The sequence below is a fragment of the Bacillus sp. PPSBB_11 genome (assembly GCF_038023285.1).
GTDB classification, from domain to species: Bacteria; Bacillota; Bacilli; order Bacillales; family Bacillaceae; genus Bacillus; species Bacillus altitudinis.
In genome coordinates this window covers 2,480,046-2,497,222 of sequence record NZ_CP150633.1, presented here as the reverse complement: position 1 = coordinate 2,497,222, position 17,177 = coordinate 2,480,046, and the positions used below count along the sequence as shown (strand labels likewise).

Genomic DNA, 17,177 nt, shown 5'->3' with positions numbered 1-17,177 from the left:
GAATGTCCCGATTCTGGTTCACGATCTAAGTGTTGATCACGCCCCTCACTTCGAAGTGAATCAACTGCATGTTCAATATGCGAATGATCAAATGTGCTCACGAACAATTCCCCTCCCAATCTGTGCTCTGACAAAACAAACAGACAAAGCTGTTTATCTTCTCTGCTTTATGTTACGAGACTCGATAGACAAGTGTTCTTGGCGAATGCCTCTTTCTTAGAAAACTCCATGAATACCTACCAGCAGGTACAGGACATTCCTTCATTTTCATATAGTGGAGGAGATATAGGAGGGTGATGAACGCATGGACACAGAACCTTTAAAACAACTGGATATCTGGATTCATCCAAAAGATCTCATGGAATTAAAAAAGGACGTATGGAACGATGAACCCGTCGAGGCCATTCTGAAAACCGGCCAAACGAAGTCACATATTTATGCCTCATACCGAGGATCACACATCCGAAAGCTCAAGAAAAAATCCTATCAAATTGAATATCGAAAACCAAAGCAAAGACAGGGCGAATCCCTTTTTCACTTAAATGCAGAGTACAATGATCCTTCTTTCATTCGCAACAGGCTGTCTTTTTATTTCTTTGAACAAATGGGTGTCTTCAGCCCGTCCGCTTCTCATGTGTTTCTGACCATTAATGGAAGAAAAGAAGGCATTTATTTAAAAATAGAATCTGTAGATGAGCTGTTCCTCCAAAAACGACAGCTGCATGGAGGCGGCATTTATTATGCTGTAGATGATGACGCCAATTTCTCTCTTTTAAGTTCATTTGATAAAAAGCCAAAAAAACATCTTCTTCTCGGTTATGAGAAAAAAACGGGAACTCCTGAACACGACAAGCAGCTGAGTGAATTTATTTACTTTTTGAACACCGCAAGGGACGACACGTTTGCAAGTAAGATTGAGCAGTACCTTGATGTAACACAATATTTCCGCTGGCTCATTGGTGTCGTGTGTACCCAAAATTTTGATGGCTTTGTTCATAACTATGCGCTTTATGTGAATGATCAAGGAAGGTTTCAAGTAATGCCTTGGGATTATGATGCGACTTGGGGTCGTGATATTCACGGAGAAGAAATGGCGTTTGATTATATTCCAGTCAGCGGTTTCAATACATTAACCGCTAGATTGCTAGACATCCCTGCATTTAAAAGAGACTATTATGCCCTTTTCCAGCACGTACTAGATACACATTTTTTAGAAAAACGGCTTCTCCCTATCATTGAGACATGGCATGCTTCGATTGAGCAGCGAATTGGAGATGATCCATATACGAAAAACCGACAAGACATGCTGCGTTCAGAGCGAGAATTAATCCGACAGTATATCAACAAAAGACGACGTTATTTACAAACTGAGATTAAAAAAGAGACATCGCGCCTGTAAAGACACTTTCGAATTTTGTCACTTTAGTTCTCATATTGACGAAAGAGCTTTTTTTATAGAAAAATAGGGTATACTAACCATATCCTTCTATTTGATAAAAAATGTGAGAGTTGGCGTCCGTTATGATCAATTATGAAATTGAACAAAAAAGATTACATTTAATTGAGACCGCAAAAAAATTCGGAATGAATGCCGAAGAAACCATCAGGTGCAGTCAAGAGCTTGACACACTCTTAAATAAAGGCATCAAAACCACCTCTAAAGAATGCTCGAATACAGGGTAAACCATACACTTCATTCCTCTCATCAAAGTTCTTCAAAAAGACAATCACATATTAAAAGACCCATCATAAGCTATGGTGAAACGCCCAAAAACGAAGTGCCCTATTTTTCTAAAGGATGTGCACCGCTATGCCGGCTATTGTTGGAGCCTTTAAAGTAAATGCCGTCGGAACGAGCGGAGTCGTTCATGTTGGAGACTGCATCACCATTTCTCCAAATAGTCAGGTTAAAACGTTTGCCGGCGCAGGCAGTTTTAACACTGGTGATCAATTACGCATTAGCAACTATAAAAGTGTGACAAATACGTATGATAGTGATGTCATTGATCAACCGCTTGTTGGTAACTTGTAAGGAGTGAGAATCCGTTGAACTTCTATATTAATCAAGCGATACAAATTAATTACTTACGTGTGGAGTCTGTGAGTAACTCATCCGTTCTGCAAATCGGAAGTGCTGGATCAATCAAGGCACTCTCCAATCTGTATAACACTGGAAGCTACGTAGAGTCAGCACCTGCCGCAGCAGGCACACAAGGAATTCAAGAATCTCAAGGCGCAAGCACAGCACCTTTTGTACCGCTTCAGTCACCAACAACATAAGTTCATCTGCAATCCCCGGAGGTGTATGCATATGTATGACTATCAAAACAACGCTTCACAATTGTATGGCATCATTCAAAAGCAAACACAGCAAATCATGATGCTTGAAAAAAGGCTTAACGAGCTTCAGCAGGAAATGCAAATGATCAAAGATAAACCGACAACAACGATTGAACGGATTGATTATCAATTTGATCAACTGAAAATCGAGCGGCTGGAAGGCACATTAAATATCGGCCTCAATCCATCTGATCCAAATAGTGTTCAAAATTTTGAAGTGGGCCAAACAACAACCCCGGGAATTGGAATGATGCAGCAAGAAATGGCTGATCAATTTTTCAATCAAACACGCCAGCTTGTCGATGCATTCTTAAATGAAGAAGCACCGCAGCTTCTTGAAGAACTAGAGCAGCGATACGAAGGCTCGCTTGATGAAAGCAACAAACACCATATCATTGAGGACATTCGAAAACAAATAGACAGCAGAATCAAATATTATGCGGGGCAGCTGCCACAAAGGGAAGATATGACCCCGCTTCAACGTTCCGAGCAAATTGCTGAATACGTGAAACATGATGTCAAACGGGCAATCGAGCACTTTTTAGCCCATATTCCAAATGAAACGAAAGGAGAGGAAAACGGATGAATTTCACAGTCGTCAACCGCAACATCGAAACCGGAAGCATTAAAGTAGTTGGGGTATCGTCCTCTTCCCTATTTATTATCGGGGACACGGATCACGTACAGCTGTCATCGATTTTTGATACACCGCCAGAATCTTTAATTATTGGCCCGTTTGTTCCTCTAGCCCCTCGATAATGATCAAGCGCACATCTCAAGTGAAGTTCTCGAAGGTGAATTCTGTCGGGATTGCAAGTGTTGTTCAAATTGGTGATACACAGGAGCTATGCCCGAACGTGAAGGTGTTAGCTGTTCAGCGAACCATTAGTTTGTTTTATGGAAATGAAGCTGAAAACCTAGATGCAAAAGAATTTGAAGTGTATTATGAGCCGATCCCATTGATGCTGCCAGAACGAGCGGTTAGAACGGCCTTTTATCATGAAAAGCCTCTCATTAAAGTGTCGTCCATTCATGTAGAAGGGGTCTCTTCCTCCTCTATCTATCAAATTGGCTCTACGTGCGGAATAAATGCCGTTGCGCGAGTGAAGCATATTCGAGAGTTATTTAGCAACAATGACGAACATCCGCCAAACTCACAATTGGACCTACCTGCGCATATGATGGTGATATGACTTCGAATAAAGGATGTCGATTATGCCAGCAATTGTCGGACCCATTTACATTAACTCGATTTCTGGAGGCGTCGTAAACGTCGGTGACTCATTTTATCTTTCGCCTAAAAGTTCTTCAAAATCTGCTTTAGGCTCTGGAGCGGGGAATACCGGAGATTTCTTGATTTTAAATAATGGCATTAGCGCCACCAACTATGTGGATCCTGACTTAAATGATCAGAATATGGTAGGCAATGCATAAAGCGGCTCCTCTACACTCATTTCATTTAGAGGAGCGCTTTTTTATGCTTATTTCTTTCTGCGTTGTCTTGATTTCTTTGTTTTGACCAGCTTGCTTGCCGGTTGCTTTCGAATCCATTTGATGTACGGAACAAGCTTTTCATCTTGTCTTAGTGCATCCAGCGTATTCAAACGTGCGGCAAGCTCCTGGTTTGTATAAAGAGCATGTACCTGTTTATGGCAAGGGATACACAGGAAGGCAGTCGGTAGAAAGGCCCCTCCTTCTTCTCTTGGCGTTAAGTGATGTTCTGTAAGGACGACCTCTTGTCTTCCGCACAGCTCACATAATCCAATCGTTTGCTTTGCCATCCTGAGATCACCTCACTTTACATTAATTCCATCGAGACTGTTGTTCCTTTCCCGCTTGGATCTGCTGGGTGGACAATCAGTTTCTTTGGCAGTCTCATCTTTAATTCTTCCACATGGCTGATCACACCAACAGCTAAATTTTGAGACTGTAGTTTCTCTAATGCTGTAATCACCGTATCTAACAAGTCTTGATCGAGTGTACCAAATCCTTCATCTAAGAAGAAGAATTGCAGCGGGAACTCACCTCTCAGCTGAATTTGTGCAGACAGAGCAAGGGCAAGTGCTAAAGACGTCAGGAAAGTTTCTCCCCCAGACAAGCTGGATACCGGACGTCTGACACCTCCATTGGCATCATCCCGCATCACAAAACCGCCCTCTGAATCGACTTCAATGGCATATCTTTGTCTTGTCAAAATCCCAAGACGATGAGAAGCATCACGGCTGACACTTTCTAGCTGTTCTTCTGCTAGGAACTCAACAAACGTATTCCCTTTAAACACAGTTTGAAGCTTATCCAGCCGGTCAATTTCTTGCTGCAGTTCTTCAAGGCGTTCATGAATGCTTGCAAAACGCTGATGGTTTGCTTCAATCACTCGCAGATGCTCCTGTGCAGATCCACTCAGCGCTGTCGCTTCTTCAAGCGCTTTTTCCGCCGCTTCTTTTTTTAGTTGAATGTCTGTCCACTCGTCTTCATCCAGCGACTCACCTTTTAACAGTTCAGAAATTCGCTTTAAGTTTGCTGCACATTGCTTTCTTTTATCCTCAAATTCCTCAATTTCCTGTTTGACTGTAAGACGTACAGATCGATCCATTAAAGCAGGTGCTATCTCCTGAGGATGAGCAAAAGGAGTAGATGCTGTTTCTTTTTGCCACGCTTTCTCAGCTTCTTGTTTTCGCCGCTTAGCCTCTTGGAGCTGACGTTCACTGCTTGAGAAATGGCTTTGCGCCTCACTAAATAATTGCTGTGCATGCTTGAATTGCTCGTACGAATGCTGTTCTTTTTCATTTAGATGAGCAAGAGATTGTTGAACTTCGTCCAGTTCATCAGAAAGAGAAGCGGCTTTTAAAGGATATCGCTGTAAATCTGTTTCATATTGATCGATCAGGTGTTGCTGGCTTCCCAGCTGATGCGCCAACTTATCGAGTTCCTTCTCTAGATCGTATATGGCTGTTTGCAGATGCTCTTTTGCCTGCTGTTTTTCCTCTAGAAAAGAAATACTCTTCTCAATACGCTCTTGATAACCTTCCGCTTGTTGATCCTTTTCGTCAATTTGTTGCTGCATTTCCTGCACTTGGTTGATTGTCAGATGAGGAAAGGTCTGTTCAAATTGCGTCAGTTGTTCGGAAAGCTCAGATCGAAGCTCCTTGATCAGCATGTCTAGTTCTTGTATGCGCTGCTGCTCAAATGTCAGTTGATCTTTGACTTTGCTCATTTCTGCCGCTTGATCATAAGTGACGTCCATTAAACGAGCTCGTTTGCTTTCGATTGCTTGAATATCTTGTTTTACACCTTTCCATTCTTGAATCAGCTGGTGCAAAGACTGCGGATTCTGTACTGCTTCTACTGCTGCAGCTACTTCCGAATCGGGGGCTTTTTGAGATAAAAAGGAGAACTGTTTAACTAATTGATTGGCATGCGTTTCAAGCAGCTGTTTTGCAGCAAACATGTCTCTAGCATATTCCTCTGCCAGCTTGAGCTCTTTATCCATTTTTACAATCCATTCATCAATTTGGGCAACCGTTTCTTCATAGTCATTGTCTATCACAGCCTTTGGATCATGATGAATCGATCCACAAACAGGACATGGTTCACCGTCTACTAGCTCTGCCGCTAATTCTTTTCTTAATTCTGCCGATCTGACAACATCACGCTGTTTTAATTTTTCTTGTTTTTTGTCCTGCTCTTTATGACTCCATTCTGTAAGACCTCGTTCAAATTCACATACATAAAAATACAATTGCTCTATCGCTTGAAACGATTGATTTATTTTTTCATGATGATCTTTTTGCTGTTTTTGAAGCTTTTCATACGATTGTGTCGCCTGTGCTGAACGCTGTCTTAGCTCCTCAATCTTTTGTTCTTCCTTTTGAATGCTCACATTCATTCTTTGAACATTTTCACTGAAACGAAGTGCGTCTTGTACAAGTTTCCGCTCTTTGACAGAGACTTGTAATTGTTCCAGCTCATGCTTCAACTGTGTTTGTTTCGCAAGCGCACGCTCTAATAAAGATTGCACGTTTTCGGCTTCCGCTTTTTTTTGAGTCAATTGCTGCGCTTTTTCATGGTTTTGCTGCTCTAGTACGGTCTTTTCCTGAAGAGCTGTTTCTTTTTTTCGTTCAATTTCTTTTAATTGAATCAGCTGCTCTTTCTTTTGAAGAAGCTCTGGCTCATTTTCCATTTTCTTTTGCCGCGTTTGCTCATACTCCTGCGTCATTTGATCATAGATCGTTCGTTGAAGAAGTAAATGTTTTTCTGCTTCCTGCTTCTCTTTTGATGCTTGAGAGAGCTGCTTTTCAGCCTTTGTTAATGCATCCGCATAAGGCTTTAATGTCTCTGCCTGCTCTGCAATGCGAAGTTGATTCTTTTTCTCTTCCATCGTTGGTGCCAGTAGATTGAGTTTGTTTTGTTCCTTCTCGTACGCTTCTTGTTCCTTTTGATACTGCCAGATGGCTTGCGCTTTTGTAAAAGCAGTGAACGCTTCGTCCCGCGTTTGTTTTTTCTCAAGAAAAATAGCTTGCGCCTGCGCAGCTGCTTCTTTAGCTTTCGCTAATGCCTCTGGACCAGCTTCTCCTAATCCAGTCAGTTCAGCCAGCAGTTCGTTTTTCTGTCCATAGTGTTTTTGAGCCTTTGCGCGTAAACGTTTGACGAGCTGATCACCATATTTCTCCAAATTAAACAAACGCTGCAGCATTTGGCGTCTGTCGGCTCCTTTCAATGAAAGGAATTCCGCAAACTTTCCTTGGGGTAAAACAACCGCTCTCGTAAAATCGTCAATGGTTAAACCAAGTAATTCTTCTATTTTACGATTGACCTCACTTGCTTTATCTGCAAGAACTGTCTGCGTATCACCAATTTCAATCAATCGGCATAACGTCGTTCTAACCTTCATTTCATCTGCCCTTTTAAAGGCACGTTCCACTTTATAAGAAATATGGTGTTCCCTTTGCAAAGCGAACGTAAAGGAGACAGACAGCTTTTCTTCAGCTTGGTTCAAAATACCATGCGTATTATTGAGTGCACGTTCGACCTTGCCATAGAGTGCAAGTGTCATGGCATCTAATATGGACGATTTTCCGCTTCCAGTCGGTCCAAAAATACCAAACACACCTGCATCACATAAGGAGCTAAAGTCAATGGTTTGCTCTTCTCTGAAGCTATGAAGTCCTTTAATGGTTAGCGTGATCGGCTTCAATTCGCTTCCTCCCCTTGCATGTCATTGGCAAGCTCTAAAAATAGCTTGACAGTTTTTTCATCAGGTAGACCTCCACCTGTCTGACGCTCATAAAATTTCACAAACCGCTCTTCAATCGAGAGCTTTTCCACTTGTTTTTGTTCTTCTTTTTGCTGTAACTCTTTAAACTTTGGTCTAATATGGACAAATCCACTATGCTGTTTTCTCAGCTGATGAATTTGTTCGATCGACAGCTGATCTGTTAAGTGAATCTCTAAATCAATCCAGGCTTGAAGATCCCGCTTTTCATCCAGCCAACTGTGTACTTGGCTCAGCCCTTCAGTCGCCTTCCACTTCATAAGTGGTTTACCGCTTGATAAAAACACTTCTTTCCAGCTTGCTGTTTCATTCGGTTTTGCATCCACAATGGTGACTGATTTGGCGTAGCCTGCTTCAGAAAAGCTGTATGCAAGTGGAGAGCCAGAATAGCGGGCAATCGTTTTGGCACGTTTAATGGTTTGGGGGCGATGCAAATGCCCCAGTGCGACATAACAAGCCGCCTCAGGCAGACTTTCGGCCGCAACGGTATATGCGCCTCCCACTTCAATCGGCCTTTCCGAATCCGTTTGACTGCCACCTGCCACATAAATATGACTTGTTGCGATATTGACCGTATCCGCCTGAAATTGGTTGCTTAAATGTTGAAACATTTGTTGTATTTTTAAATTGTACTGATCACGGAGCAGTTTCTCTTCAAATGTTTCAGCCAGCACCTCGTTTAGCCTTGCTTCGGATGGGTAAGCGAGTGCGGCAATAGATAGACGTTCACTTGCAGAAGGAACATCGACATGAATTAAATCATTTGTCGGATATCCAATTAAATGAATCCCCTGCTCATTCGTTAAAGGAGATGCGGCTGATAAACGGTCTGGGTTATCATGGTTGCCAGAGATCACAACCACCTGACGCTTTCCTTTATCAGATAATGCAGACAGACTTTCATAAAAAAGCTGTTCTGCGCGAGCAGGAGGGTTCACTGTATCAAAGGCATCGCCTGCCATCACAATGACATCAATGTGTTCATCCTTGACGATTTGATTTAATTCATCTAAAAACTCCGCTTGCTCCTCAAGCCGGCTTCGGCCTTCAAGGGTTTTCCCTAGATGCCAATCCGCTGTATGCAGAATCCTCATGTGATTCACCTCTCATTCATTCCACCTATAAAGAAATTTCTAGATTTCCATCAAAGAAATAAAGGATTTTCTCCTCTAATGTTCTGTTTGTTAAACGTTCTACCGCTGCTGTATACAACGATATTTGCGTTTCATAGCGTTTTTTTAATATCGCCTCAGCTTCCTCTAATCCACCTGAGAATCTGCCAGTCACTCGATCTGTTTTATAATCAAGTAAATAGAGCTTGCCATCTGCTTCAAATAAACAATCAATCATTCCTTGAATGAGCACAGGTTCACCTTCTGCATCAATATGGCTGTATACCTCTTTAACCGGTAAAACCATACTAAACGATACTTCTCGTTTCACCCAGTCCGCTTTCCGCAGTTTTTGACCAATAGCAGTAGAAAAGAAGGCCACAATTCCTTCTCGATTGATGGACTGGATTTGTTCATCTGTTAGTAAGTCTTTCTCTTTTAAAGAATGGAGCAGCTCTTCTACACGAGATTCATCATATGGTTCATTTGAAGGAAGAGGGATATGCTGCATGACTGTATGCATGGCCGTCCCTTGTTCTGCGGCTGTGAGTGTTTTTTTCTTCATAAAAGCCGGTCGTTCGTACAATGTCGCACGAGCTTTTCGAACGGAAGAAGGCACACTGTATTCATCCTGTATTTCTTTCATTCTTTTGATCTCAGAAACTGACTGCTTTGTCCCTACTTGGGAGGCCGCTAAATATGGATAACGCCATGTAAGTCTTTTTTTTACTTCCTCCTCGTAATCGCCATATCCTTGAACAGGCACACCTTCCATTAATGCTTGTACCACTTCGTCTTGTTTTTGTTTTTCAAGTGACATGTCTTCTTTTAGAAGATCGGACGCTTGATGAAAGGTGATAGAAAATGATGATGGATGCGAGAGAACGACTTCTCTCGATTCTTCTAAAAGAGAAGACATCGCTTGATGACGGATAAGGGCTGGGCCAATAAAATCTAAGTATGTTCTCGCTTGATATCGTTCAAAATCAGGAAGAAGCCAGTCATCTCCGTTTGCGGCATTTTGCCACTTGCTTAAAGCTTTCACTTGATTTTTGACAGAGCCGACTAAAAATAATTTTTCCTTCGCCCTTGTGAGCGCCACATATAGAACCCTCAGTTCTTCAGATAATAGTTCTTTTCTCATCTTTTTTTTCATCGCGATCAGCGGTAAGGTTGCATAACTAATTCTCAGCTCAGGATGAATATATTTGCTGCCAAAACCTAATTCTTTATCGAGCAAATAGGACTGGTTTAAATCCATCATGTTAAAGTTCCTGCCAAGTCCTGCAGTAAATACAACAGGGAATTCGAGTCCTTTACTGCTATGAATGGTCATCATGCGGACAACATCCTCTGTTTCACTGAACGTTTTTGCCGCTCCAAGATCATCTCCACGCTCTTGCATTCTTTCAATAAATCGAAGAAATCGAAACAGCCCTCTAAAAGCAGCCTTTTCATACTGTTTTGCTCGATCATATAAAGCCCGAAGGTTTGCCTGTCTTTGCTTGCCTCCTGGCATCCCGCCGACATAATCTAGATATTGTGTATCTCGGTACACTTCCCAAATCAGTTCTGCTACCGAATGCTGAATAGATAAATCACGCCATTTGCGTAATTGAAGGAAGAAACGCTCCAGCTTTCTGCACGTCGGATGATCAGAGTGTGTCACACTCATAAATGCCTTCACAGCATCATAATAAGTGCCTTTTTTATCACTGGTTCTAATCAGTGCCATCTCATTTTCGTCTAAATGAACAAGAGGTGACCTTAAAACAGCAGCGAGCGGAATATCTTGATATGGATTATCAATCACTTTTAACAAAGAAAGAATGACAGATACTTCTGTAGCTTCGAAATAACCTGAGGAAAGATTCGCATAAACAGGGATTCCCTGCTTCTTCAACTCTTCCATCATTTGCGGAGCCCACGGCATTGATCGAAGCAAGATCACAATGTCTCGATACTGCAAGTTGCGGGTCAGCTGCTGTTTTGCATCGTACACTTGAAAAGGCTGTTCTACCAATTCTTTTATTTTCTTTGCAATCACTCTCGCCTCAAATTGAACCGTCTCTAGCTCTTCTCGTTCTTCATCGCTTTCTGTGTCGTGCTGATCTAAATGAACAAGAAGCATTTCTGTCGTCGTGTCTTCGCTTTGCGGATAACTCGCTCCAAGCTTTAATTCAGCTTGTTCGTCATATTCAATTTCTCCAACTGTTTCTCCCATCAGCTGTTTGAACAGAAAGTTGGTACTATCTAATACATCAGCCCGGCTACGGAAGTTTTTATTTAGATCAATTCTTTTACCTGTTTCATTGCTGTCTGCTTTAAATTGTTTATATTTATTTAAAAAGAGCATCGGCTCTGCAAGTCTAAAGCGATAAATGGACTGCTTCACATCACCAACCATAAAGCGGTTGCCTTCGGCAGGATGTTTCCCTTTAGACACAAGCTTTAAAATCGTTTCTTGGACAAGGTTTGTATCCTGGTATTCATCCACGAGTACTTCTTCAAATTGCTGTTGATAGTACTTAGCCGCTTCTGTTTCAATGAGATTTCCTTCTGCGTCCTGCTTCGCTAAAATGCGCAAACAATAATGTTCTAGATCAGAAAAGTCTACGATTGATTTTTCTTGTTTTGCTCTCTCGAAACGCTCTCCATATTGAATCACAAGCTCTACAAGTGTTTCTACAACTGACTTCATTTCAGCCAAGCTTTTTAAATGCTGATCGGGACTGCGCATAAAGTATTCATCTTTTAGCTTTTCTAATTGTTTTTTGGCTTGATTGCGTGCATCTGTTGCTTTTTCTAACAGAGCCGGGTCATAGTCATCCCCTTTGCAAGTCTTTAACCTTTTAAAATTGATGTTTGGCAAAAGCTCATAAAGTGTCCCAAAATCATCTTGATGCCTTATTAATTCATTTACTTGCTCTAAATCATCTATAAAATTCTCTGCTCTCGGTGCTGGACCGCCCGGCTCTTTTGATAAAGTGAGCGCTTGTTCCAGCAGTTCCTGACAGCTTCTTAAAACGAGAGAAAGGTCCTCTTTGATATATGGATAAAAGGGTAATTCTTCTACCTTTGTCTGTGTATCCACATCATAAAGAGAAAGGAATGCCCGCATCCATTGTTCGGGAGCTGGATGTGACCTAGAAAACTCATAAATTCTTTTGACAAGCCATTGAAGATCTAAATCATGCCGATCAGATGTGTAACGATCAACGAGTTCAAAGAATGACGGCTTTCCAGCCTTATACTCATCCTCAAACAGTTCATCTAACACTTCATCTCCTAATAATTCTCCTTCTGTTTGATCAGCCAAACGAAAACCTGGATCAAGGTCAATCTCATAATAAAAGGTACGGAGAACTTGCAAACAAAAAGAGTGCAAGGTAGAAATATTGGCACGATTCATAAGTGACAGCTGTCTCCGCATATGAAGTGATCCAGGGTTTTTAGATAGTTCTTTTTCAAGTGCTTCAGTGATCCGGTGCTTCATTTCTGCTGCTGAAGCATTGGTAAAAGTCACTACGAGCAGCCTGTCCACATCAACTGGCTGCTCCGGCCGAGTCATTTTTCGAATGAGCCGTTCAACCAAGACCGCTGTTTTCCCTGACCCTGCCGCCGCAGCAACAAGAATATCTTGTCCTTCTGAAACGATGGCGTTCCATTGGTCATCTGTCCAAGTACTGTTATTCGGTTTTGGTATTTGCATACTGATCCCCTTCTTTTTTGATCCGGTCTAACATGACATCATCCTTCTCAGAGGTGAGCACCCTAAATTCATTATCTTCTATTGATTCATCAAATTGGCAAATAGACTTAAAGGAGCAAAAGCGGCAAGGGGTTTGATCCTTTAATTTATATGGGTTTATTTCTACCTCACCGCTTGTAATTCTTTCTCCTGACTCTTCAAAGGTTCGCCGAACGTGTTTTGTGAGAATGTGAAAATGATCTTCACTTAATACCGCAGAGTCAGATCGGAAAGAACCATCCTTTTTCAAACCAGCTTGGATGACTTGTGATCTTCCTGATTCGAGTGTTTGATCCATCAACTTCACTGCTTCCACATCTTCGAGCAATAGACCCTTCATTTTAAATTTCTTCAATATTTCCTGCTCAATTGCATCCTCTGCGAGCGGAATAGGCGCTTGAATCAGCGGGTCATGAATATGGAAGTATAAAATCCCTGCCGGTGTCGCTTCCATGCCAAGCCATTCTTTAGAATACGTAATGGTCAGGTCTAAATAAGTGAGCATTTGCAAGGCTAAACCGTAGTAAACTTCTGCTAGATCAAGCCCCTTCTCACTGGACTTATAGTCGACAATTCTTAATAGAAGTCCTTTTGATCCTTCTGCTTTATCCACTCGGTCAATCCTTCCAACAAGCTCCATCGTGCAGCCGTTTTTTAATTGAAAAGTAAACGGCGGCAGAGGTCCTTGACCTCCAAAACCTAACTCAAGTCCAACCGGAGAGAATCCGCTCACTTTTGCATGTTCGCTTAATATAGAAGACACCCTGATGAGGATTTTTTGGAGCTTTTCTTTGATATAAGCATGCCGATTAGAGCTTAATAAAATTTCTTTTTGCAGACGTGGAGCCAGCTGTTCGATTGCATGCCTTGAGTAGGTCACACAATCTTCCTTCGTTAAGTTTTTCCAATCCTTTTTTTGTTCAACAAGCGTATCTGAAATCAGTTTTAAAGCCGAGTGAAAGAGCTGACCGATATCAGGTGCTTCTAATTTGTAAAATTGTCGATCTTTTAGTTTTAACCCGTGGGAAGCAAAATGAGAAAATGCACATGCATTGAATTTCTCCATTCTTGAAACACTGCCCTGAATATGGTCACCGTAAAGTTCTTTTGTGACATTCGGATTTAAACGTGTCGCTCTATTTGTAAAGAACAAGCTGGACATGATTTTATTTGATACGTCGCGGTTGGACGAGGTCATCAAATGATTATATACACTCCACCATACGCCGCTGATCGGATATTGATTGAGCCATTGTTGCAGCTGCGAAACGGTATAGGATAACGAGACATGCTCGTTTGTTACAAATTTTAATTGCTCCTGATCATCCAACTGCTCTGGATCTAACACATAGAGGGCTTGCTGATGGTTTGGCATCAGTTCCTCACAATACTTGATGAGGGTCGAAGGCAAAAGAGACCGCCCTTCCGTATCTGAAGCTGAATAGGATACATACAGGTAGTGCGATGGACTGGACAGCGCTTGATAAATCAAAAATTGTTCATCCAGCAGCCGTTCCTTCCCTGTCTCTGCCAGCTCTGCTCCTGCACGTTTTAACCATTCCCGGTCGTCTTCAGACAATACACTTTCATCAGAGGGCCGTGCAGGTATAACTCCATCATTTACTCCAATGACAAACGTACACTTTACTTGATACATTCTGGATAAATCCATACTTCCGATAAACACTTGATCAAGTGAAGGGGGAATCAAAGCGAACTTGAGAGAGGACAGTCCTGTATCCATCATCTGTTGAAATAATGGAAATGAGAGCTCCTCCTCGCCCAGCATTTCAACAAATTCATCCATCAATTGAACGACAGCATCCCACACTTGCCCATGCTGCATCGCTTCAGCTAATCTGCCTGCTTCTTCTGCCTCAAGCCTTGCCTTTTCAAGCTTTTCTGGCACTTGGGCTTCCTCTAGAAAGACATACACTGCCTCCACCATGTCTCTTAGCTTTTGCGCTTTTTTCAATCTTTTTTGCAATTGAAAGAGTGGCGGAACAATCCATTCTTTTACATCATTCAGCATTTGCTCCATTTCTATTTCTTGATCGGTTTGTCCAAAATCTTCATCTAATGATTGAAAGCGGCGATAATGAAAGCGTGAACCATTCGTCCAGCGTTCACCTTTTACACCGTAAGCAATACAATAGTTTTCAAGCTGATCCGCCTGTTCTCTCGCTTTGTTTTTAGCGAGTTCAAGCGGAAATAAGAACTCCGTTTTCACACAGCGAAACACCGCCTCATACCGCCAGTTCCCTTTTATGACATCGAGGCTCGAACGAATGAACTCAATGAGCGGATGATACTGCATCGATTCATTTCCATCAATAAAGAAAGGAATATCGTAATCTCGAAACACCTCTTTTAACGTATCTTTATAGTCGTCTACATGTCTTGCAACAATTGAGATATCTCGTAACCTAAGACCTTCCTCTCTTACTAAATCAAGAATATCTCTCGCTACTCCCTCAATTTCAGCTCGTTTATTTGCACTTTTCGATACGGTAAGGTGAGGCGTTTCTTCTTGATACGGCCGCAAAGGTCTCTGTTCATATTGATTTTCTAAATAAGCTAGATCTGGGGTATGAAGATGCCGCTTATTTCTCTCCAAAATGTTCTCAGAAATAACCGCTCCGCACTCTTTAGCCAGCTGATAAAGCTGGGAATATGTCTTACCTGTCATGCGAAATAAATCAAGTTCATTTGGCTGCGTGTCATGATAGGAACGATCCACTGTGAATGCAGCTGTTATTTTTTCTGCATGTAGCAAAAGCTGTTCAATGACAAGAAGCTGCTGGGGGGTAAACTGATAAAAACCATCTATATAAATGTGTGCCCCTCTCAATTCTTCTGATAAAGGAATTTGCTGAGCCAGAAGTGTCAAGTAATCCTCTGAATGCACATACTCATCTTGCAGATGCTGCTCCATCTGCTGATAAAGAACATGAAGATCATGCAATTTTTCCGCCGCACGTCTTTCTTCTGTATACTCTGAATGCATACTGGATGCCGAGATTTTTTCAATATCCTCCGGCATCATACAGTACCTTTTGAATTCAGCCATCGTCTTTTCTATTTGCTCAACAAATCCCGGTTTATCACTCGCCTTTTTGAATACCTTAAACTTGTCTTTCTGTTCTTCTATTACTTTTCTTAAGAGCATTTGAATTCCTGTGCTTGTGACAAATTGACGGTTCGCACCGCCAGTCTGCTGTAATATAGACCAGGCAAGCCGAGTAAAACTAAAGACTTTGGCCCTGATCATTCCACCAGCTTCAGACGTTTTTGCAAGCTCATATTCCATTAAAAATGTCATTTGATCCGGGACTAAAAAAATGATTGGCGGACCCAGCGGATCAAGCCGCAGTTGTTCTTTGATTTCTTCTAGAATTGCAGTCGTTTTTCCACTCCCCGATCTGCCTGCTAAAAACTGAATCTCCACGTTCCACAACACCTTTCTTATGTACTCATATTCTAGCGAAAATAAAGGTAAATAGCTATTTTCCTATCACCTCCCCTTTCTCCTCCGATTGAAAAGAAGATAGGCACCTTTCCCGACTCTTTTCATATCATAAACCATCATGATCTAAAAGGAGGCTGGCAATATCATGTATTACGGTTATTATGACTACTCGCCATATGACATGCGCCAAAACACAAGGATCATTGCAGACCTTGAAAAGGCCATCAATGGCGAATATTCTGCGATCCAATGCTATGAAAAACTTGCACAAAAAGCAAAAAATCCTGAAGCGAAAAAAATCATTCAAGAAATACGTCAGGATGAAGTCAGACATTATCAGCTATTTACAAAGCTATACTATTCTTTGACTGGTAAAAACCACAAACCAAGCATAACAGAGCCTTGTCCAGACCAATTTAGGGAAGGTCTCTTATTTGCCTTTAAAGACGAACAAAAAACAGTCGATTTTTACTTAACGGTATCAGACTATGTCCGTGATCAAGGAACAAAGGAATTAATGAAGCGTATTGCTCAAGATGAACAGCAGCATGCTGTCTGGTTTCTATATCTTTTAACGCACCATGTTTCTTAGTTACCCCTATTTTAATAGGAGATCGTATGTTCCGTCAAAAAATGAAATTGCTTTTTTGCTCATTCAATATGTGAAATAAAGGGCTGTCATCATCAAAACGACTCTTCGCTTTTCCTTTTTTAATGATAAAACGACCTTTTGACCATAAAAAAACTCCTCTGCTACAAATCGCAGAAGGAGTTTTTTGTTATTTAATGAAATTTTGCTTCATTGCTTTGTTGCTGTTGTTTTAACAATCCATCAATCGAAAGCATCTTGCTGCCACTAAGTGTCAAGTAAAGCGCCATGACCATTAAAGAAAGTTCAAATTCATAACCGCCCACAAATCCTCTTGCAAAACCAACTGTGATAATGGCTACAGCCATAATTGGTACAAATAAAGCTGCGAAAAGACGTGTGCCTAAACCTAGAATCAGGGCAATTCCACCAACCAGTTCAATTGTTTTGACAATATAGGCCATAAATTCAGGAACACCAATTTGACCAAAAAATGCAGCAGTGCCTCCTAGTCCACCTTGATATGCTTGAAGTCCATGTAAAAAGAAAATAATGCCTAAGATGACGCGTACAAAAAGTGTTCCTATTTCTTGATTTGTTTTCATATAGTGATTTCCTCCCATTTTTACACTACATCATGTAAT

Annotated in this window: 15 protein-coding genes; 9 read left to right on the top strand and 6 right to left on the bottom strand. The window is 41.5% G+C overall.

Annotated features, from left to right (window positions below):
* The first annotated feature begins 304 nt into the window (after positions 1 to 304).
* The 8 genes from V7L95_RS12205 (at position 305) to V7L95_RS12170 (ending at position 3,774) form a co-directional block, all read left to right on the top strand.
* Positions 305 to 1,399 (top strand): CotH kinase family protein, encoded by a 1,095-nt coding sequence (locus V7L95_RS12205; RefSeq protein WP_025207113.1) that lies wholly within the window; start codon positions 305 to 307, stop codon positions 1,397 to 1,399.
* Positions 1,400 to 1,521: 122 nt separating this feature from the next.
* Positions 1,522 to 1,683 (top strand): aspartyl-phosphate phosphatase Spo0E family protein, encoded by a 162-nt coding sequence (locus V7L95_RS12200; RefSeq protein ID WP_340966556.1) that lies wholly within the window; start codon positions 1,522 to 1,524, stop codon positions 1,681 to 1,683.
* Positions 1,684 to 1,810: 127 nt separating this feature from the next.
* Positions 1,811 to 2,032, top strand: coding sequence for a spore germination protein (locus V7L95_RS12195; RefSeq protein WP_003211745.1), 222 nt, complete (start codon positions 1,811 to 1,813; stop codon positions 2,030 to 2,032).
* Positions 2,033 to 2,046: 14 nt separating this feature from the next.
* Positions 2,047 to 2,280: a spore germination protein GerPB gene (locus tag V7L95_RS12190; protein WP_017366980.1), complete on the top strand. Its 234-nt coding sequence runs from the start codon at positions 2,047 to 2,049 to the stop codon at positions 2,278 to 2,280.
* Between the two features lie 31 nt (positions 2,281 to 2,311).
* Positions 2,312 to 2,926: a spore germination protein GerPC gene (locus V7L95_RS12185; RefSeq protein WP_046343131.1), complete on the top strand. Its 615-nt coding sequence runs from the start codon at positions 2,312 to 2,314 to the stop codon at positions 2,924 to 2,926.
* Positions 2,923 to 3,099 (top strand): germination protein GerPD, encoded by a 177-nt coding sequence (locus V7L95_RS12180; RefSeq protein WP_003210893.1) that lies wholly within the window; start codon positions 2,923 to 2,925, stop codon positions 3,097 to 3,099. Before V7L95_RS12185 ends, V7L95_RS12180 begins: the two co-directional genes overlap by 4 nt.
* Positions 3,099 to 3,533 carry a spore germination protein GerPE gene (locus V7L95_RS12175; RefSeq protein WP_008348609.1) on the top strand — a complete coding sequence of 145 codons (435 nt, stop codon included), beginning with the start codon at positions 3,099 to 3,101 and terminating at the stop codon, positions 3,531 to 3,533. Before V7L95_RS12180 ends, V7L95_RS12175 begins: the two co-directional genes overlap by 1 nt.
* A gap of 22 nt (positions 3,534 to 3,555) precedes the next feature.
* Positions 3,556 to 3,774, top strand: a complete 219-nt coding sequence (locus V7L95_RS12170; RefSeq protein ID WP_003211468.1) for a spore germination protein — start codon at positions 3,556 to 3,558, stop codon at positions 3,772 to 3,774.
* Between the two features lie 47 nt (positions 3,775 to 3,821).
* Here V7L95_RS12170 and V7L95_RS12165 read toward each other — a convergent pair whose 3' ends face one another.
* From V7L95_RS12165 to addB, 5 genes are read right to left on the bottom strand one after another with little or no spacing between them, the layout of a single operon-like run.
* Positions 3,822 to 4,121 (bottom strand): hypothetical protein, encoded by a 300-nt coding sequence (locus V7L95_RS12165; RefSeq protein WP_017360217.1) that lies wholly within the window; start codon positions 4,119 to 4,121, stop codon positions 3,822 to 3,824.
* Between the two features lie 17 nt (positions 4,122 to 4,138).
* Positions 4,139 to 7,534, bottom strand: a complete 3,396-nt coding sequence (gene sbcC / locus V7L95_RS12160; RefSeq protein ID WP_340966551.1) for an exonuclease subunit SbcC — start codon at positions 7,532 to 7,534, stop codon at positions 4,139 to 4,141.
* Positions 7,531 to 8,706 (bottom strand): exonuclease subunit SbcD, encoded by a 1,176-nt coding sequence (gene sbcD, locus V7L95_RS12155; protein ID WP_282900490.1) that lies wholly within the window; start codon positions 8,704 to 8,706, stop codon positions 7,531 to 7,533. Before sbcD ends, sbcC begins: the two co-directional genes overlap by 4 nt.
* A 25-nt stretch (positions 8,707 to 8,731) precedes the next feature.
* Positions 8,732 to 12,436 (bottom strand): helicase-exonuclease AddAB subunit AddA, encoded by a 3,705-nt coding sequence (gene addA, locus V7L95_RS12150; RefSeq protein WP_340966547.1) that lies wholly within the window; start codon positions 12,434 to 12,436, stop codon positions 8,732 to 8,734.
* Positions 12,414 to 15,923 carry a helicase-exonuclease AddAB subunit AddB gene (gene addB, locus V7L95_RS12145; RefSeq protein WP_081114761.1) on the bottom strand — a complete coding sequence of 1,170 codons (3,510 nt, stop codon included), beginning with the start codon at positions 15,921 to 15,923 and terminating at the stop codon, positions 12,414 to 12,416. The genes addA and addB overlap by 23 nt, the downstream gene beginning before the upstream one ends.
* Positions 15,924 to 16,089: 166 nt before the next feature.
* On the opposite strand from addB, the gene V7L95_RS12140 reads away from it, so the two are divergent.
* The gene (locus V7L95_RS12140; protein ID WP_007499129.1) at positions 16,090 to 16,536 is read left to right on the top strand and encodes a ferritin-like domain-containing protein; all 447 of its coding nucleotides are present in this window, start codon (positions 16,090 to 16,092) and stop codon (positions 16,534 to 16,536) included.
* A 191-nt stretch (positions 16,537 to 16,727) separates the two neighbouring features.
* Here the strand turns inward: V7L95_RS12140 and V7L95_RS12135 are convergent, their stop codons facing one another.
* Complete coding sequence (locus V7L95_RS12135) at positions 16,728 to 17,138, bottom strand: DoxX family protein (protein WP_008348626.1); 411 nt, start codon at positions 17,136 to 17,138, stop codon at positions 16,728 to 16,730.
* Positions 17,139 to 17,177 lie beyond the last annotated feature (39 nt).